Source organism: Sphingomicrobium aquimarinum, assembly GCF_039655735.1.
In the GTDB taxonomy this organism is placed as follows: domain Bacteria; phylum Pseudomonadota; class Alphaproteobacteria; order Sphingomonadales; family Sphingomonadaceae; genus Sphingomicrobium; species Sphingomicrobium aquimarinum.
Map to the genome: position 1 here is coordinate 1,151,981 of NZ_JBBYXH010000001.1, position 17,326 is coordinate 1,169,306.

Below are 17,326 nucleotides of genomic sequence, written 5' to 3' on the forward strand. Positions count from 1 at the left end.
CGGTCTCCCGTCTGAAGCCTGCCCCATGCAGGTCTCGCACCATAGACGCCGCCCACCGGCGCGATGCGACATCAGGTGCCGGAAATTTCTTTGAGCCATTCCTCCTCGCTCATCACCGCGATGCCGAGTTCTTCGGCCTTCTTCAATTTCGACCCCGCGCCCGGCCCCGCCACCAGCAAGTCGGTTTTGGACGACACGCTCCCCGCTGCCTTGGCGCCCATGCGTTCGGCCTGTGCCTTGGCTTCATCGCGGCTGACGCTTTCCAGCTTGCCGGTGAACACGATGGTCTTGCCCGACCAACGCGTCTCGCTGACCGCAACTTCATAGCGCGCCGGCGCCGCCCGCTCGATCAGACGGGCGACTTCCTCGCGGTTATGCGGCTCGTGGAAGAAATCGACGACCGCCTGCGCGACGACCTCGCCGACCCCGTCGATCGCCGACAATTGCGCCAGCGCGTCGTCGCCCCGGGCGGCCTGCATGAGCGCCTCGATGGTGCCGAACCGCTTCATGAGGTCGCGCGCGGTCACGCTGCCGACATGGCGAATACCGAGTCCGAAGAGGAACCGCGCCGCATCGAACCCGCGCCGCGCATCGATGGCAGCCAGCAGATTATCGACCGACTTTTCCTTCCAGCCTTCCAGCGAGAGGATTGCGCCGCGCTTCCCGCGCAGCAGGAAGATGTCCGACGGCTTCTCGACCCATCCGCGGGCGAGAAAATCTTCGAGTGTCTTCGCGCCGAGGCCGTCCACATCCATCGCGCCGCGGCTGACGAAATGCTTCAAGCGCTCGAAGCGTTGTGCGTCGCACACCAGCCCCCCCGTGCACCGGATATCGACCTCGCCTTCCTCGGCAACCGCCTCGCTATCGCAAATCGGGCAGACGGCGGGGCGCGGATAGGCCGCGCGCCCGTTATGCGGCGACAGATTCTCCACGATCTGCGGGATGACGTCGCCCGCCCGCTGGATGCGCACCCGATCGCCGGGTCGCACGCCCAGGCGGTCGATCTCGTCGAAATTGTGCAGCGTGACGTTGGAGACGATCACCCCGCCGACGCCTACGGGCGTCAACCGTCCGACCGGCGTCAACTTGCCGGTGCGCCCGACCTGAATATCGATCGCTTCCAATGTCGTTTCCGCTTTCTCGGCCGGAAACTTGTGCGCCAGCGCCCAGCGCGGCGCCTTGGCGACGAAGCCCAGCCGCTCCTGCCAGTCGAGCCGGTCGACCTTGTAGACGACCCCGTCGATATCGTAGCGGAGATCCGCCCGCGCCGCACCGATCGCATCATAGGTCGCCAACGCGTCATCGACCGTTTCGCAGCGCTCGAAATGATCGGCGATCGGGAAGCCCAGCGTGCCGAGCCATTCGACCATCGCCGACTGCGTGTCGTGCGGCAGCGCGCCGATCTCGCCCCAGCCGTGCGCGAAGAACCGCAGCGGCCGCGCCGCCGTCACCGCCGGGTCCTTCTGCCGGAAGCTTCCCGCCGCCGCGTTGCGCGGGTTGGCGAAAATCTTTGCGCCGGCTTCTTCCTGTCGCCGGTTGAGCGCCGCGAAATCGTCCTTCCCCATATAGACCTCGCCGCGGACCTCGAGCACGTCGGGGACATTGTCCAACTGCTGTGGAATGTCGGCGATCGTGCGCGCATTGGGCGTCACGTCCTCGCCGACCGTTCCGTCGCCGCGCGTCGCGGCAAGCACGAGCGCGCCCTTCTCGTAGCGGAGCGAACAGGACAGGCCGTCGATCTTGGGTTCGGCGGTGAGCGTTACCGGCGCGTCGGGCTCGAGGCTCAGGAAGCGCCGCACCCGCGCCACGAACTCGCGCACTTCGTCGGCGGAAAACCCATTGTCGAGGCTCATCATCCGACGCGCATGCGTAACCTTCGACAGCGGCGAGGACGGTGCGTGACCGACGCGTTTGGACGGACTGTCCTCGCGCACGAGCTTCGGAAACGCCTCTTCGAGCGCGCGGTTCTCGGCGACCAGCGCGTCATACTCCGCGTCGGTCATCGTCGGATCGTCGCGATCGTGATAGGCGGCGTCCGCCTTGCGGATCTCACGGGCCAGCCGCATCAGCCGGTTGGCGGCCTCCGCCTCGCTCAAACGGCTGGCGTCCATCTAGCGCAGCGTCGCCTCGAGCAGGTCGCAGAAGCTGTCCCAGCTTCGTTCGGCAGCGGTGGCATTATGCTTCACGCCGTCGATTTCCAGCTTGGAAGCATCGGGATTGGTGAAGGCGTGACCGACCCCTCCATAGGTATGGATCTGCCAGTCGCACGCGCCCTGTTCGGTCAATTCCTGTCCAAGGCTCACGACATCGGCGGGCGGGGCCATGGGATCGTCCCAGCCGTGGAACACCGCAACCTTGGGCTTCACCTTCTCCGTCTTGAAGTTGGGCACCTTCAACAGGCCGTGGAAGCTCGCCGCGACCTGGAAGTCGGCACCCGAACGCGCGAGGTCGAGGGTGCACAGGCCACCGAAGCAAAAGCCCATCACCGCGACCTTGTCGGCATCGATACTGTCGAGACCTTTCGCAAGGTCGAGAATGGCCCGCTGCTGCTTCACATAGGCGCCGCGGTCCTCGAGCTTCTCGTTCATGACCTCGAACGCCTTGTTGCGATCCTCTTCCTTGCTGCCGTCGAGATCGAGCAGATGCTTGCCGAGCGTGTCCGCCACCAGCACCGAATAGCCTAGATCGACGAGCCGCTGGCCGTAATCCTTCTCCACCGGCCCCCGGTTGAGGAAGCTCGGCAGGATCACGACTCCGGGCCGCGCCTGTCCCGACCCGTCGTCCATCGTCAGGTGCAGGAGGTCGGTGCCCTCGTGGGTCTGCTGGAGTTCGCTATGGTTCATCGGGTCGCATCCTTGTTGGTGAGTCTCGCCACCCGAACGGGCCGACCGGCCCCCGAGTTTCCTCTCACGCCGCTTCCATCAGTTTCAATGCAGCCGCGCGCGCTTCGTCGGTGACATCCGCGCCCGACAGCATCCGCGCGATTTCCTCGGCGCGTTCGCTCTCTTCGAGCTTCACGACATGGGTGCGCGTTACTCCGTCCGCGCTCGATTTGCTGATGCGATAGTGATGCGCGGCGCGCGCCGCGACCTGCGGCGAATGGGTGACGACGAGGACCTGGTGCTTCTCGGCCAGCCGCGCCAGCCGTTCGCCGATCGCGCTCGCCACCGCGCCGCCGACGCCCCGATCGATCTCGTCGAAGATGATCGTGCCCGCGCCGCCGACTTCCGCCAGCGCCACGCGCAGTGCCAAGAGGAAGCGCGACAGTTCGCCGCCGCTCGCGATCTTGCCCAATGGCCCGAAGGGCGAGCCGGGATTGGTGGAAATGGTGAATTCGACGCGATCGATGCCCTGCGGCCCCGGATCGCAGGGCGCGAGTTCGGTCACGAACCGCGCGGCGCCGAGCTTCAGAGGCCCCAACTCCTCCATCACCCGAGCATCCAGTCGCGCCGCCGCTTCCTCGCGTGCGCCCGACAAAGCGTCGGCCGCCGTGTCATACTCAGCCTCGGCGACGATGATCGCCGCCTCGAGCTGACCCAGGCGCTCGCTCCCCGTCTCGATTGCCGCACGGCGTTCGCGCAACTCTTCGAGCAGTTCGGGCAGCGCCTCGACCTCGACGCGGTGCTTGCGGGCCATGCCGCGCAAGTCGAACAGCCGCTCTTCGGCCTCGTCCAGTTCGGTCGGATTGTGCCGCAGTTCCTCGCGCGCTTGCGTGTAGAGCCGCTCGGCCTCGTCGGCCTCGATGATCGCGCGGTCGATCGCGGTCAGCGCACTGGCGAGACTTTCGTGCACCTCGTGCACCCGCATGAACGCGCGCGCCGCCTGGCGCATCTGCGTCAGCGCCCCGTCGCCGCCGGACAGCAAAGGTTCGATCCCGGCAAGATCGTCCTCGATCCGCGCAGCGTCCTTCATCTGCTGGCGCCGCTCGGCAAGCTCGCTTTCCTCGTCGGGTTGCGGGGCCAGTTTCTCCAGTTCCGCGATCGAATGGTCGAGCCATTCGCGGTCCGCAGCTGCCTCGTCCGCCTGCTTGGCGAGCGCCGCATGATCGCGCCTGAGTTCGCTCAGTCGCCGCCACGCTGCCGCGACGGTCTCGCCGTCGAGTTGTCCGAAGGCATCGAGCATCGCGCGATGCGAGGCGGCGTCGAGCAATCCGCGGTCGGCATGCTGGCCGTGAATCTCGACCAGCGTCTCGCCCAGCGAACGAATGACCCGCGCGGGTGCTGCCTGCCCCATCAGCTTGCCCGACGATCCGCCGTCCGCTTTCAACCGCCGCTGCAGCAAGAGTGGCTCCCCCGGATCGCTCTCGATCTCGGCCTCTTCGAGGATCGCGAAAGCGGGATGCGTGGCAGGCACGTCCACTTCCGCGCTCACCTCGGCCCGTTCGGCCCCGTCGCGCACCAGACGCGCATCGGCCCGCGCGCCCAGTGCCAGCCCGAGCGAATCGAGCAGGATCGACTTGCCCGCCCCGGTTTCGCCCGTCAGCACGCCAAGGCCGGGCTCGAAGCCGAGCTCGAGCGCCTCGACGAGGACGACATTCCGGATGGCGAGGCGCGTCAGCATGGCGCCCGTCTTATCGCGGGGCGACCCCGCGCATCAACGCGTAAAAATGGATTGGGCGCGATGCCTCAGCCCTGGTCGGCGCGATAATCCTGCATCAGCTCGTAGCTGCGCTCGTACCATTCGCTGTCGGGATAGCTCGCGCCCAGCACCGCCGCAGCCTTTTGCGCTTCCTCGGGAACGCCGAGGGCGAGATAGCTTTCGACGAGCCGGTGCAGCGCCTCGGGCACATGCGCGGTCGTCTGGAAATCGTCGACCACGTTGCGGAAGCGGACGGTGGCGGGAATCCAGCGGCGGCTGTCCTGGTAGAAACGACCGACCGCCATTTCCTTGCCTGCCAGCTGGTCGTTGACGAGGTCGATCTTGATCCGCGCATCGGCGGCATATCGCGTGTTGGGATAGCGGCGGACGAGCTCGCCGAAGGCATCGCGCGCCTGTTCGGTGATCTTCTGGTCGCGGCTGATATCCTCGATCTGCTGATAATAGCTCATCGCGATGAGATAGTTGGCGTAGGGCGCATCCTTGTTGCCCGGGTGGATCGCGAGGAAGCGGTTCGCCGCCGACACCGTCTCCACATAATCACGTGCCATATAATAGCTGAACGCCCCCATCAGCTGCGCGCGCCGCGCCCAGACCGAATAGGGATGCTGGCGTTCCACCTCCGCGAACAGCAGCGCCGCACGGTCGTAGCGCCCGTCGTCGAGATTCTGCTTGGCGAGCGAGTAGAGTGTGTTGACGTCGCGCGCGACATAGCTCGTGTCGATCGCGCGGTTGCCCCCGCCACCTCCGGCGCAGGCAGCGAGCGGAAGGACGAGCGCGGCGGCCATCAGGCCCCTGGTGAAACGGATTTTTGCCATGAACTGCTGCCTACACTTCCTTCTTTCGCGCGCCAAGCGGTCAGACGACCGCACCGTCGTCGCGTCGTTCCTTACCGACGCTGTCGTCATCATGAACGAAGCTGTCGGGCGTGACGCCGAGGAACACCAGGACCGGCGCCGAGATATAGATCGAGGAATAGGTCCCGATGAACAGCCCGAGGAAGATTGCGATCGTCAGTCCGAAGATGACCTGCGGCCCGAGCACGAGCAGCGTGCCGATCGCGATCAGCAGCGTCAACGAAGTCGCGATGGTGCGCGACAGCGTCTCGTTAAGGCTGAGGTTGATGAGATCGACGATCCCCATCTTGCGGTACTTGCGCAGGTTTTCGCGGATGCGGTCGTAGATGACGACCGTATCGTTCACCGTATAGCCGATCACCGTGAGGAAGGCCGCGACGATGTTGAGGTCGACCTGCAACTGCGTGATCGAGAAGAAGGCGAGCAACAGCCCGACGTCGTGAAACAGCGTCGCCAGCGCGCCGACCCCGAACTGCCATTCGAACCGCAGCCAGATGTAAAGCGCGATCCCGAGGCTCGCGAAGACGAGGCTCAAGGTGCCGTCCATCGCCAGTTCTTCGCTGACGTTGCCCGACACCGATTCGCCCGAGCCGACGTCGACGCCCGGATATTCGGCCTCGAGCATCGTACGCACTTCGGTGACGACCGCATTGGCCGCCGCCTCGTCGCCTTCGGGGCGCGGCAGACGGATACGGAAGGTGGTGGGGTCGCCGAACTCCTGGATCGAGGCTTCACCCAGATCGAGGCCGTTCACCTTGGCGCGCAATTCCTCGATCTCGACCGGCTGTTCGAAGTCAGCCTGCACCGACTGGCCGCCGACGAAGTCGATGCCGAGGTTGAGGCCGCGCACCGCGGTCACTGCGAAGCCCGCGACGGCGAGCGCCATCGTCAGCCAGATCGCGAGATTGCGAAAGCGCATGAAGTCGATGTTGGTGTTGTCCGGGACAAGCTTGAGCAATTTCATCGTTTCTCTCCGCCCCTAGATGTTCAGCGTCTTGGGACGGGTCTTGCGCACCCAGCGCGCCACCAGCATCCGCGTGAAGACGACCGCGGTCCACACCGAGGTGATGGTCCCGATCAGGAGCACGACCGCGAAGCCGCGAATGGGCCCCGAGCCGAAATAGAACATGATCGCAGCGGCGATCGTGTTGGTGATGTTCGCATCGAAAATCGCGGTCGAGGCTTCCTTGTAGCCGTGCTCGACCGCGTCGATGACCTTTCGTCCGCGCCGCAATTCCTCGCGGATGCGCTCGTTGATGAGCACGTTCGCGTCGACCGCCGCACCGACCGTCAGCACGAAGCCCGCGATCCCCGGCAACGTCAGCGTCGCGTTGAAGACCGCCATCGCGGCAAGGATCAGGAACGCGTTGATGACGAGCGCGGCGTTCGCATAGACCCCGAAGCGTCCGTAGGTCACGAGCATGTAGAGGATGACGAGCAGTGTCGCGACGATCGCGGCCATCGCGCCCTTCTCGATCGAATCCTGCCCGAGGTCGGCGGACACGGTGCGCTCCTCGACCACGTCGAGTTTCACGGGCAGCTTGCCCGACGACAGCGCGATCGCGAGGCTGCCTGCGCTATCGACGGTGAAATTCCCCGAGATGCGCGCCTGTCCGCCGAGGATCGGTTCCTCGATGTTGGGCGCCGACAGCACCGATCCGTCGAGCACCATCGCGAAGGGCTCGCCGACATTCTCCTGCGTCACGCGACCGAAACGGCGCGAGCCCTGCGTGTCGAAGGTGATCGCCACGACCGGCTGCCCGTTTTCATCGAAGCTCTGCTGCGCGTCGGTGAGCTGGTCGCCCGAAACGATCGTGCGGCGTTCGAGCCCGATCCGCGGAATTCCGTCGGGATGGTTGTAACCGATATAGGGAACGCCGAGCGGCGCATCGGGATAGGGAAAGGCTTCGCTTCCTGGCGGGGCGCGGTCCTGGCTCAAGTTGGCCGGATTGGCCTCGAGGTTGACGAGCTTGAACTCGAGCCGCGCGGTCTTGCCGATGAGGTTCTTCAGCGCTTCGGGATCCTCGACGCCCGGCACCTGCACCAGCACGCGGTTTTCGCCCTGCGTCCGTACGGTCACTTCGCGCGTCCCCGAGGGATCGATGCGGCGACGCACCACGTCGCGCGCGACCGTCACGGCCTCATCGAGGGCCCGAAGGTTACCGTCCGGAGTCGGCGTCAGGATGATGCGCGTCGAATCCTGGACGGTCACGTTCCAGTCGCGCTGGCCCGTCAGTCCGACGGGCTCGGTAATCGCGCGCAGCCGCTCGACCGCCGTATCGACCTGGCTCGGCTCGCGGACCATGAAGGACAGGCGACCGTCCTCGCTTGAAATGCCGCCGATCCGGACACGCGGCTCCTCGCGGCGAAGCTCGCTCTGGATCGCGTCTTCCATGTTCTGGAGCCGCTGCTTCTGGAGATCGGCGTCGTCGGCCTCGAGCAGCAGGTAGGAACCGCCCGCAAGATCGAGCCCGAGGCTGATCTGGCTGTCAGGAAGGAAATCGGGATAATTCTCGAGCTGCTGCTTCGACAGGAGGCTCGGGATCGCGAGCAGGACGCCCACGGCGATGATGGCGAAGATCGAGAAGACCTTCCAGCGCGGAAAGTCGAGCATCAGTCGTTCGCCGCGGAGGCCTTGGGATCGATCACCGAGGTGAGCGTCGACTTGACGGCGCGGACCTTCTGCCCGCCGCCGAGATCGACCTCGACCTCGTCGTCGCTGACCTTGGTGACCTTGCCGATCAGTCCGCCGCCGGTCACGATCCGGTCGCCCTTCTTGACCGCCGCGATCTGCGCCTGGTGCTCGCGCATCCGCTTCTGCTGCGGACGGATGAGCAGGAACCAGAAGATGATGAAGATGAGCAGCAGCGGGAAGATCTGGATGAAGAATCCGGCGGCGCCCGAAGGGGCTGCGGCGGCGGCGAGCGTCATAAGGGTCATGGGCACTTCTTCGATAGGGTTGGGCGGAACCGGTCGGACGATGCGCTAGATCGTGCCGCTCCCCCCGATTGCAAGATGCGCGCGCCTACCACGCCCGCGTGTGGATTGCCAAGCGGCTTGCGTCGGGTGGCGGGGGACGCTAGAGGCGCCTTCACGCTCGCGGCCACCCAAAGCGCCGCGGGACGGGTCGGGGAGTAGCGCAGCCTGGTAGCGCATCACACTGGGGGTGTGGGGGTCGCAGGTTCGAATCCTGTCTCCCCGACCATCTTTTTTGCAGACGAAGCGACCGCCGGGGGGGCGGTTTCGCGTAAAAGCTCCGACGAATGTCGGGTCGGACTGCACGACATAGCACCATCCGCCTTACCGACTCCCACCGGCTCATCAGTGCACCATTCGCCCAGAGCTTGTCGAAGGGCGGTTCTGTCCTATGCTTTCTGCGCGAGAACGAGGGACGGTCGTTCCACAAGCTGAGGATGAACGGATTTGGCCAGACGGCGTCGCCGCAGATCGAGAAAAGCGTCTTGGCCCAAGCGCCTCGCGCTAATCCTGCTCGCCCCGATCGCGCTCTACCTCCTCGTCGCACTGGTCGGCAGCCTCGTCCCCCTCAACCGCGACTGGCGAGAGCCCGACACCGGCCCGACCGTCTGGCTGGTCAGCAACGGTGTCCACCTCGACATCGCTTTTCCCGTCATCGAACAGGGCCTCGACTGGCGCGACGATTTTCCGCCCGCCGACTTCGCCGACCCCGCCTGGGCCAATGCCAGCCATGTCATGATCGGCGCGGGCGATAAGGGCGTCTACACGACCGCCCAAAACTGGTCGGACCTCACTCCCGCCGTTGCAGCGCGTGCGCTCGTGTCGGGTGAGCGGGTGATGCACGTCCAGTACGTCCCTCCCCCGACCGGCTTCGCCGTCGCCGAAATCCGCCTCACGCCCGAACAGTATCGACGCCTCTTCCAGTCGGTCCGCGCAAGCTTCGACCTCGGCAAAGACGGCCGCCCGCAGCGGCTCGCCGATACCGCCGGCTATGGCGCCTCCGACGCCTTCTACGAAGCGCACGGCGGCTTCAGCGCCGTGCGGACGTGCAACCAGTGGGTCGCCGGCCGGCTTCGCCTGGCCGGCGTGGAAACGAGCTTGTGGAGTCCCTTCGCGCAGGGTCTGCCGTGGCGCTATCGCGTTCCGTCAGAGAACGTAGCGCGATAGGTCCGTGTCGCCGGCGATGCCGGCAAGCTGATCCTTCACGAAGGCGGCATCGACCGTCACCGTTTCACCGGCGCGCTCCTCGGCCTCGAAACTGATGTCCTCGAGCAGTTTCTCCATCACCGTCTGCAGCCGCCGCGCGCCGATATTCTCGACGCTCTCGTTCACGTCCGCGGCGATCTGCGCCAGCGCGTCGATGCCTTCGTCGGTAAAGTCGATTGCAACATCCTCGGTGCCGAGAAGCGCGCGATACTGGTCGGTAAGGCTCGCCCGCGTATCCTTCAGGATCGCGACGAAATCCTCCTTCGTCAGCGCGCGCAATTCGACGCGGATCGGCAAGCGCCCCTGCAGCTCGGGCAGCATGTCCGATGGCTTGGCGACGTGGAACGCGCCGGACGCGATGAACAGGATATGGTCGGTCTTGAGCGGCCCGTATTTGGTCGCCACCGTCGTCCCCTCGATCAGCGGCAACAGGTCGCGCTGCACGCCCTCGCGGCTCACCGACCCGCCGCGCACGTCGCTCACCGCGATCTTGTCGATCTCGTCGAGGAAGACGATGCCGTTCGCCTCCGCATCCTCGAGCGCGGCGCGGTTCACGTCATCATCGTCGAGCCTTTTGTCCGCCTCCTCGTCGACCAGCCGCTCGTAAGCGGCGGGGACCTTCAGCTTACGCTTCTTCTTGGGCATATTGCCGCCCAGACCCTTCATCATGTCACCAAGGTTGATCATCCCGATCCCGCCCTGGCCCGGTACGTCGAAGGGCGAGGACGGCGCTTCCACCACCTCGATCTCGATTTCGCTGGAATCGAGACTGCCGTCCTTGAACCGCTCGCGGAAACTCGCCCGCGTCGCCTCGCTCGATCCCTTGCCCGTCAGCGCGTCGAGCAGCCGATCCATCGCCGCTTCCTCGGCCGCTTTCTTCACCTTCTTGCGCCGTCGCTCGCGTTCCAGCCGCACGGCTTCCTCGACGAGGTCGCGCGCGATCTGCTCCACGTCGCGTCCGACATAGCCGACCTCGGTAAACTTGGTCGCCTCGACCTTCACGAAGGGCGCATCGGCAAGCCGCGCCAGCCGCCGCGAGATCTCCGTCTTACCGCAGCCGGTCGGCCCGATCATGAGAATGTTCTTGGGGGTCACCTCGCGTTTGAGCTCGGGTCCCAGCTGCTGGCGCCGCCAGCGATTGCGCAGCGCCACGGCGACCGCTTTCTTGGCGTCCTTCTGGCCGATGATATGCTCGTCCAAGGCCGCGACGATCGCCTTGGGCGTGAGCGGCTGCGCTTTGGTGATCGCAATATGTTCGTTCATGGAAGCGAACGTGGGACCGCTCGCCCCGCCCTTCAAGTGAAGCAGCGTGTCGCCGCAATCTCGCGGTGCGCAGCAAGGATGCGCGCGGTCGTCGCAGGGTCGGGCTCACGCGACCGGTCGCCGCGTTGCCATGTGCCACCCAGCAGCACCGCATCGTCGCGTGGAAAGCAATATCCCTCGGGCAGATTGTAGGCGACGTCGATCCCCGGCTGGCGCTCGACCAGCGCCAGTTGCCCGCGAATTGGGATCATCCCTGCATCGCTCACCAGCGCCCGCGCGCCGATCCCCGTGCAGTTGACGATCGCCGGCTCGTCGAGCGCGGCGACCTCGTCCAGCGAGCCGAACCGCCGCACCCGCATCCGGCCGCCCGCGCGCAGAAAATCCGCCAGCAGTTCGGAAAGATAGCGCGGCGTCTCGACATACATGGTGCGAAAGCGTCGCAGCCCCTGCGCTTCGTCGAGCACCGGAAAATAGCGGTCTTCCAGCGCGGTTCGGCCCCCGCGCGCCGCTTCGAACGTGTCGAGCCAACGCACCCCGTAGCGCGTCCCGACCAGTGCCTGGAACCGCTCCCACGAAATCGCCATCGCGCTCATCAGCTGCCGTCGTTTCTCCGGCGCGAGGCGCCTGCCCACGCCCGTCGGCTTGACCTGCCCGCCCGATACCCAGCTGGTCGTCGCCTGGGGCAGCTCCGCGGTAAGAATGGTGACGTCCTGTCCCCGCTCTTGTAGGAGCCGCGCCGTCGTCAGTCCCATGACCCCCGCGCCGATCACCGCCGCCGGCACATGGCGCGGCACAAGGTCGCACGCCATTGTCGAGCATCCCCACGAAAGGGTAATGCCTCCTCCGCCGTGGCCATAATTGTGCACGAGCGTCTTTCCACCAAGCGCCTGCCGCTCGAGAACGAATCCCTCGTTACGAAACGGTCGAAGTCCGGCCGTCGCCTTCAAGAACCGCGCGTCGGAAACGTCCGCCACCGCGCGGCACATCGCGCGCGGGTCGACCGCCACGCGCCCGGCGCATCCCGCCAGCAACAGGCCCGAACCGGTAGCAGTGAGAAAGGTGCGGCGATCCATCCGCCGCACGATAGCCTAGACGGTCTCGACCGTCAGCCGGTCGTTGGTGAACACGCAAACCTCGGCGGCGATCTCCATCGCCTTGCGGGCCAGTTTCTCCGGGTCCGACTCATAGTCCGCCAGCGCCCGCGCCGCGGCAAGCGCGTAATTGCCGCCAGAGCCGATCGCCGCGATCCCGCCTTCGGGCTCCAGCACGTCGCCGTTACCAGTCACGATCAGCAGCGTCTCGGCATCCGCGACGATCATCATCGCCTCGAGATTCCGGAGATATTTGTCGGTCCGCCAGTCCTTGGTCAGCTCGACCGCCGCGCGCAGAAGTTTGCCCGAATGCTCCTCGAGTTTCTTCTCCAGCCGTTCGAACAGGGTGAAGGCATCCGCGGTCGCGCCCGCGAACCCGCCGATGACCTTGCCCTCCTTGCCCAGCCGCCGGACCTTGGTCGCATTGGGCTTCATCACCGTGTTGCCGAGGGAGACCTGTCCGTCCCCCGCAATCACCGTCTTTCCCTCGCGTTTCACCCCGAGGATCGTCGTTCCGTGCATCTTGATCGTATCGCTCATGCCAAGCGATGTGGGGCGCCCGGCTCAGTCCTGCAAGCCGAGCCGTGCGTCGAGAAAATCCTGCAGGTCGTCGAGCACCGGCAACCCGCCGAACATCGGGCTGAACGCCTTGACCGGATCCGAATGACTCGCCTGCCGGTAGAGCTTCAGCTCCGCCACGCCCCCCGCCGCCTCGATCTTGCGATGCAGTTGCTGTGCATTGCGTGCGCGTACGATGATGTCGGACGTACCGTGCTGGAGGAGCAAGGGCGGCGCGTCGCCGCGCGCGAAATGATAGGGCTGGGTTTCGTGCGCCGGTTCGTGCGTCCCCAGCGCGGCGATCGCGCGCGGGTCGACGAACGGCAGGAAGTTGGTTGGCGCCGAAATGAGCGCTGCCGCCTTGATCGTATCCTGGGGGAGGTCCGCCGCTTCGACATAACGACCGTCGAGCGCCAGCAGTCCGGCCAGATGCCCGCCCGCACTATGGCCCGCCACCGCGATCCGTGTCGGGTCGCCCCCCAGTTCGGCGGCATGCTCGACGACCCATTTGAGTGCCAGCGCACCATCCTCGAGATAGGCGGGAAAGCGATGCTCGGGCGCCAGCCGATAGTCGGGCAGCACCGCGAGAAATCCACGCGCCGCCAACGCCCGTCCGACGAAACCGAATTCGCTGCGATGCCCGCGTACCCATCCTCCGCCGTAGAAGAAAAGTACGATCGGCAGCGGATCGCTCCCCCGCTTGACCGGGGCGTAGATGTCGAGCCGCTGCCGTGGATGCACCCCGAAAGCGACACCGTGCCCCCGCTGGCGGACGACGTTCTTGGGCTCGCGGACCCTGCTCGCGCGGTCGAGCAGCGCGACCGGCGACACGCCGACGCGGTCGAGCAGATAGAGCGAATTCTCTCCTGCCGCCGCCAGCCGCCGCGCGAACCGTCGTGCCCGCCTCTTGAGCGGTACACGGTCGGGCAGGTGAGGGCGACGAAGGCGCGGTAGGTTCATGATCGCAACCTACCAAATGTTGCGCGCGCGAACAAATCGTTCAGAGCCCCAGCCATCGCAACAACCCGCTTCGCCGCGTTTTCGTCGCTGCGCGCGCATTCGCTTCGCACGCCTCGACGATGCTCATCGCGTCGGCCATGCGCCCGTTCGCCGTGTCGAGCCGCCCCGTCTGCTCGTCGGCGAAGGCGATCCAGTCCCCGACCACGGCTTCCTCGCCCGGCAGCGGCGCGCCCGCCACGCCGCCGCGCCATTCACTTGGGACCAGCCCCGCGCAATCGGCACCGCTCGCCGTCACGATAGGCCGCGCGCCGGCACAGCCCGTCAAGGCCAGCGCCGTGAACGCCGCCATCCACAAGCGCATCCGCTCCGTCCGCATCCTCGATCTCCTTCCGATTGGCGTGCGACAGCGCCGCCCCCGCCGCCTCGCGCCCCTGTGCCTTGCCGATCGTCTCGACCGCCTCGCGCCCGCTTCGGAGTGCGGCCTCCGCCTCGGCCTTTCCGAGCCGCGCTTCGGCCACCCGCTTCTGATGCGCGTGCCACCAGATCGGCATCGCCGCCCCCGCCGCGACCAGCAGCGCAAGCCCCGCCAACAGCGCCACCACCGGGTTCAGCCCCCGCCACCAGCCCCTCATGACGGCTCGTCCGCGTGACGCGCGCCGCCCGAAGCCTCGATGCTCGCGCCGAACGCCTTTGCCGAAAAACTGCGCCGGTTGATTGCCAGCCCCAGCGACAGGAGGATCGCCCCAAGGATGATCAGCAACCCGTAGGTGAATCCCGTCACTGCATCGAGCACACGCGCCATCAGCTCGGGCGCGAGATCGGCGATCCGCCGCACCATCCGTACAGTCCAGACGAACAGCAGCGTCAGCACCCCCGCCCCGATGATCGACGCCCACAAGGCGATCATCGCGCGCCAGTCGCGTGCGGTCCATTTGGTGGGCAGCACGATCCTCGGCACCGGCGCGGGTGCAGCGTCCAGCGTCCGCTCGGGCTTGCGCATCGACACCGGCTCGCGCGTTCGCCGCCGGAAGATCCACGCGCCGATCATTCGTCGATCGGCCCCAGCCGGTTGGCCAGCCAGCCGTAGAGGAAGCTCTCGTTCGCGGGTCGCTGCTCCGCCAGCGCCAGATACCGCTCGCCCTGCAAGGCCTCCAGCGCCCGCAGCAACACCTTCTCGCCCCCCGCATCGCCGCGCATCGCCATGAACCTGTCGAGCGCCGCCAGCGTCTTCTTGCCGATCCTGCCATCGGGCACGAGGTCGGGGTAGTCGCGTCCCTGCCGGTTCAAGGCCGTCAAGGCGCGCTGCAGAAAGGTCGTGGCGACCGCCGGCCCCATGTTCACGCCCGTATCGAACAGTTGCGACGCGATCATCGGTGCGCGCTCGGCGACATCGTCGTAGCGCGGCCGGAACCAGAACAGCCGTTTGTAGATCGCCCGCGCTTCCTCGCGCGGCAGCATCGCCATCGGGCCGTTATAGCCGTGGGCCCTCGCCACTTTCTCAGTGATCCCGAAACGCGTCGGACCGCCGGCGTCGTCGCGATGATCCACATAGCCTCCCTCCCGGTCGATCAGATTGTCGATCAGCCGGTCGAGAAAGGCGAGCCGCCCTTCCGGCGTTGCGAAATGCATCGGTTTCATCGGTCTGCCTCCTACCCTCCGAGTCGGAGTTATATAACCAGATGGGTTATCTGTAGGACAGAATTTTTTCCAATACCTGCCGTCGTCGCATCGATTCGAGGTCAGCGCCTGTGACTATTCTGACACTTGTGTTGAAACGCGCGCGGCGGCATTCTCCCCTCTGAGATGCGGCACCGTTCGCCGCTCGTCAGGGAGGAATTTCACGTGACCAAGATCCATCTGCTGCGCGCCTCGATGCTCGGCGCGGTCGCTGCCATCGCGCTGCCGCAAGCCGCACAGGCCCAGCGCATCGACCGTATCGTCGCGTTCGGCGACAGTTATGCCGACGACGGCAACGCCTTCGAATTGGGCGGCATCGACCCCGTCACCACGGTCGTCTATTCGAACGGCCGTTTCTCCGACGGCACCAACTATATCGACAGCCTGTCCGATATCCTCAACGCGCCCGTGGACAATTTCGCGATCGGCGGCGCGCAGGCTGACGGCGACAATGTCAACGCGGGCCTTCCGGGTCTCGACTTCCAGATCGGCAGCTTCCTCGCCGGCGGCAGCCTCGGCATCCCGGGTGTGCCCAACGTCTTCCCGAGCGTCTCGGGCACCTTCGACGAGAACGATCTCGTGACCTTCAACATCGGCGGCAACGACAGCCGCGACTATCAGCTTCTCGGTGGCACGGTCGCTGGCGCTTCGGCTGCCGCGCAAGGCAGTATCGCGGGTGCCACGCAGGCGCTTGGCGCGGTCGTTCAGGCGGGCGCGCGCAACATCAGCTGGATCGGCGGCAACTCCGCCGCGCTTCCCGAAGTGGTGGCCCAGCCGAACCCCGCCAGTGCTGCCGCCATCCGCACCGCCTACAACGACGCTTATGTCGCCGGCGTGACCCCCGTCCTCGCCCAGCTGGCGAGCCAGGGCGTGATGGTCCACTATCTCGACCTCGACGTGGTCGGTGCGAATATCTCGAACAACCTCGACGCGTTCGGATTCTCGAGCCTGTCGTGCACCCCTTTCAACCCTGCTAACCCCGCGACGCTGGGCTGCGCACTCGACAGCGCGGTCGCCAGCCAGTCGGTCTATTATGGCGATGGCGTCCACCTGACGTCGGCGGGCTTCAACGTCATCGCGCGTTATGTCGCTCTTCAGCTCGACGCGCCCTTGAAGATGGACGGCCCCAGCACGCTGGCGATGGAGAATGCTCAGCGCATGAACCGCGTCATCGAAGGCCGCCTTGCCTCGCGCTCGCCGCGTGACGGCGATTATGCCCAGGGTCTGGCCGTTTACGTGCAGGGCGACGGCTTCACCCGCACCACGATCATGACCGATCATTCGGACAGCTTCCGCATGAATGGCGCGGGCGTCTCGGCCGGGCTCGAGCTCGGGTTCGGTAATGGCATGGTCGGCATCGCCGGTCATTACAGCAAGCCCGAGGGCGAATATGCCGACGATGCCAACCGCGTCGACGGCGAGACCTGGAGCGGGGCCGTCTACGGTACCTTCGCCATCGGCCCGCTGTTCCTCGAAGCCCATGGCGGCCTCGGCACCGGCCAGTATGAAATCGGCCGCGTCGGAGTCATCGACGAGCTGTCGCTCTACGCCGAGAGCGAGCGCGATCACATGTTCGCGGGCGGTCGCGTCGGCTATCTCGCCAATATCGCAGGGGCGCGCATCGGCCCCGTCGTCGGGGTGTCCTACACCGACGTGGATGGCGACACCTACAGCCAGTCGGGCGACCCCGCGCTTGCGCTGACCATTACCGATCCCGGCTTCTCGTCGCTGCGCGGCAATGCGGGTCTCGAGATGCGCGGCGACTTCGCCGGCTACGGCATCCAGATCCGCCCCTGGGCGAACCTGCTCGCCGAACAGGAACTCGACGCCGACCAGCGCACCTATAGTTTCTTCCAGAACGCCTCGCCGACGATCGTCAACAGCTGGATGACCGAAGAAGTCAGCGACGAGATCTACGGCCGCGTCGCCGGGGGCTTCTCGGCGCGTCTCGGCAGCGCGGTCGACCTCAACGCGGGAATGAGCTTCTCGCTGTGGAAGGACGATGGCAACGACGCCAGCGCGCAGGTCGGGCTCAGCCTCGGCTTCTAGTCACGCGCCCGAAGCGTAGGCTGCGACAAGAAAGGGCGGCGCGACCATCTCCGGTCGCGCCGCCCTTCTTTCGTCTCGGCAAATGGATTTGAC

At 66.1% G+C, this 17,326-nt stretch carries 17 protein-coding genes and 1 tRNA gene; 3 read left to right on the forward strand and 15 right to left on the reverse strand.

The features are described from left to right. Positions 1–71 precede the first annotated feature (71 nt). The 7 genes from ligA to yajC form a co-directional block, all read right to left on the reverse strand. Entirely contained in the window at positions 72–2,111 is a 2,040-nt protein-coding gene (ligA, locus tag WJS89_RS05920) for an NAD-dependent DNA ligase LigA (protein WP_346339994.1), read from the reverse strand. Continuing rightward, on the reverse strand, positions 2,112–2,843 hold the full coding sequence (locus tag WJS89_RS05925; protein ID WP_346339995.1) for a dienelactone hydrolase family protein: 732 nt from the start codon (positions 2,841–2,843) through the stop codon (positions 2,112–2,114). 64 nt (positions 2,844–2,907) lie between these two features. After that, positions 2,908–4,560, reverse strand: a complete 1,653-nt coding sequence (recN, locus tag WJS89_RS05930) for a DNA repair protein RecN (RefSeq protein ID WP_346339996.1) — start codon at positions 4,558–4,560, stop codon at positions 2,908–2,910. Between the two features lie 65 nt (positions 4,561–4,625). Beyond that, positions 4,626–5,414, reverse strand: coding sequence for an outer membrane protein assembly factor BamD (locus WJS89_RS05935; RefSeq protein WP_346339997.1), 789 nt, complete (start codon positions 5,412–5,414; stop codon positions 4,626–4,628). Between the two features lie 40 nt (positions 5,415–5,454). Beyond that, positions 5,455–6,417, reverse strand: coding sequence for a protein translocase subunit SecF (gene secF / locus WJS89_RS05940; RefSeq protein ID WP_346339998.1), 963 nt, complete (start codon positions 6,415–6,417; stop codon positions 5,455–5,457). Positions 6,418–6,432: 15 nt separating this feature from the next. Then, positions 6,433–8,067 (reverse strand): protein translocase subunit SecD, encoded by a 1,635-nt coding sequence (gene secD, locus WJS89_RS05945; RefSeq protein WP_346339999.1) that lies wholly within the window; start codon positions 8,065–8,067, stop codon positions 6,433–6,435. Beyond that, positions 8,067–8,393 carry a preprotein translocase subunit YajC gene (yajC, locus tag WJS89_RS05950; protein ID WP_346340000.1) on the reverse strand — a complete coding sequence of 109 codons (327 nt, stop codon included), beginning with the start codon at positions 8,391–8,393 and terminating at the stop codon, positions 8,067–8,069. Before yajC ends, secD begins: the two co-directional genes overlap by 1 nt. A 188-nt stretch (positions 8,394–8,581) precedes the next feature. On the opposite strand from yajC, the gene WJS89_RS05955 reads away from it, so the two are divergent. Next, positions 8,582–8,658: transfer RNA gene (locus WJS89_RS05955), tRNA-Pro, on the forward strand. A gap of 218 nt (positions 8,659–8,876) precedes the next feature. Then, positions 8,877–9,596 carry a TIGR02117 family protein gene (locus WJS89_RS05960; protein ID WP_346340001.1) on the forward strand — a complete coding sequence of 240 codons (720 nt, stop codon included), beginning with the start codon at positions 8,877–8,879 and terminating at the stop codon, positions 9,594–9,596. Here WJS89_RS05960 and hslU read toward each other — a convergent pair. Genes hslU through WJS89_RS06000 form a run of 8 tightly spaced genes read right to left on the reverse strand, consistent with a single transcriptional unit; the run spans position 9,576 to position 15,145 of the window. Then, on the reverse strand, positions 9,576–10,898 hold the full coding sequence (hslU, locus tag WJS89_RS05965; protein WP_346340002.1) for an ATP-dependent protease ATPase subunit HslU: 1,323 nt from the start codon (positions 10,896–10,898) through the stop codon (positions 9,576–9,578). The genes WJS89_RS05960 and hslU overlap by 21 nt on opposite strands. Positions 10,899–10,930: 32 nt before the next feature. Next, on the reverse strand, positions 10,931–11,971 hold the full coding sequence (locus tag WJS89_RS05970; RefSeq protein WP_346340003.1) for an FAD-dependent oxidoreductase: 1,041 nt from the start codon (positions 11,969–11,971) through the stop codon (positions 10,931–10,933). Positions 11,972–11,986: 15 nt separating this feature from the next. Further along, positions 11,987–12,529, reverse strand: coding sequence for an ATP-dependent protease subunit HslV (gene hslV, locus WJS89_RS05975; protein ID WP_346340004.1), 543 nt, complete (start codon positions 12,527–12,529; stop codon positions 11,987–11,989). Between the two features lie 24 nt (positions 12,530–12,553). Further along, the gene (locus tag WJS89_RS05980) at positions 12,554–13,507 is read right to left on the reverse strand and encodes an alpha/beta hydrolase (protein WP_346340005.1); all 954 of its coding nucleotides are present in this window, start codon (positions 13,505–13,507) and stop codon (positions 12,554–12,556) included. A gap of 40 nt (positions 13,508–13,547) precedes the next feature. Next, positions 13,548–13,745, reverse strand: coding sequence for a hypothetical protein (locus WJS89_RS05985; protein ID WP_346340006.1), 198 nt, complete (start codon positions 13,743–13,745; stop codon positions 13,548–13,550). 13 nt (positions 13,746–13,758) lie between these two features. Beyond that, entirely contained in the window at positions 13,759–14,139 is a 381-nt protein-coding gene (locus WJS89_RS05990; RefSeq protein ID WP_346340007.1) for a hypothetical protein, read from the reverse strand. Then, entirely contained in the window at positions 14,136–14,555 is a 420-nt protein-coding gene (locus WJS89_RS05995) for a hypothetical protein (protein ID WP_346340008.1), read from the reverse strand. The genes WJS89_RS05990 and WJS89_RS05995 overlap by 4 nt, the downstream gene beginning before the upstream one ends. Then, positions 14,552–15,145: a glycoside hydrolase family 108 protein gene (locus tag WJS89_RS06000; protein WP_346340009.1), complete on the reverse strand. Its 594-nt coding sequence runs from the start codon at positions 15,143–15,145 to the stop codon at positions 14,552–14,554. Before WJS89_RS06000 ends, WJS89_RS05995 begins: the two co-directional genes overlap by 4 nt. Positions 15,146–15,349: 204 nt before the next feature. On the opposite strand from WJS89_RS06000, the gene WJS89_RS06005 reads away from it, so the two are divergent. Then, the gene (locus WJS89_RS06005; protein WP_346340010.1) at positions 15,350–17,233 is read left to right on the forward strand and encodes an autotransporter domain-containing protein; all 1,884 of its coding nucleotides are present in this window, start codon (positions 15,350–15,352) and stop codon (positions 17,231–17,233) included. The last annotated feature ends 93 nt before the right edge of the window (positions 17,234–17,326 follow it).

Coding starts and splice junctions, on each gene's coding strand:
- ligA (WP_346339994.1), bottom strand. CDS start 2,111: ATGGACGCCAGCCGTTTGAGCGAGGCGGAGGCCGCCAACCGGCTGATG.
- WJS89_RS05925 (WP_346339995.1), bottom strand. CDS start 2,843: ATGAACCATAGCGAACTCCAGCAGACCCACGAGGGCACCGACCTCCTG.
- recN (WP_346339996.1), bottom strand. CDS start 4,560: ATGCTGACGCGCCTCGCCATCCGGAATGTCGTCCTCGTCGAGGCGCTC.
- WJS89_RS05935 (WP_346339997.1), bottom strand. CDS start 5,414: ATGGCAAAAATCCGTTTCACCAGGGGCCTGATGGCCGCCGCGCTCGTC.
- secF (WP_346339998.1), bottom strand. CDS start 6,417: ATGAAATTGCTCAAGCTTGTCCCGGACAACACCAACATCGACTTCATG.
- secD (WP_346339999.1), bottom strand. CDS start 8,067: ATGCTCGACTTTCCGCGCTGGAAGGTCTTCTCGATCTTCGCCATCATC.
- yajC (WP_346340000.1), bottom strand. CDS start 8,393: ATGACCCTTATGACGCTCGCCGCCGCCGCAGCCCCTTCGGGCGCCGCC.
- hslU (WP_346340002.1), bottom strand. CDS start 10,898: ATGAACGAACATATTGCGATCACCAAAGCGCAGCCGCTCACGCCCAAG.
- WJS89_RS05970 (WP_346340003.1), bottom strand. CDS start 11,971: ATGGATCGCCGCACCTTTCTCACTGCTACCGGTTCGGGCCTGTTGCTG.
- hslV (WP_346340004.1), bottom strand. CDS start 12,529: ATGAGCGATACGATCAAGATGCACGGAACGACGATCCTCGGGGTGAAA.
- WJS89_RS05980 (WP_346340005.1), bottom strand. CDS start 13,507: ATGAACCTACCGCGCCTTCGTCGCCCTCACCTGCCCGACCGTGTACCG.
- WJS89_RS05990 (WP_346340007.1), bottom strand. CDS start 14,139: ATGAGGGGCTGGTGGCGGGGGCTGAACCCGGTGGTGGCGCTGTTGGCG.
- WJS89_RS05995 (WP_346340008.1), bottom strand. CDS start 14,555: ATGATCGGCGCGTGGATCTTCCGGCGGCGAACGCGCGAGCCGGTGTCG.
- WJS89_RS06000 (WP_346340009.1), bottom strand. CDS start 15,145: ATGAAACCGATGCATTTCGCAACGCCGGAAGGGCGGCTCGCCTTTCTC.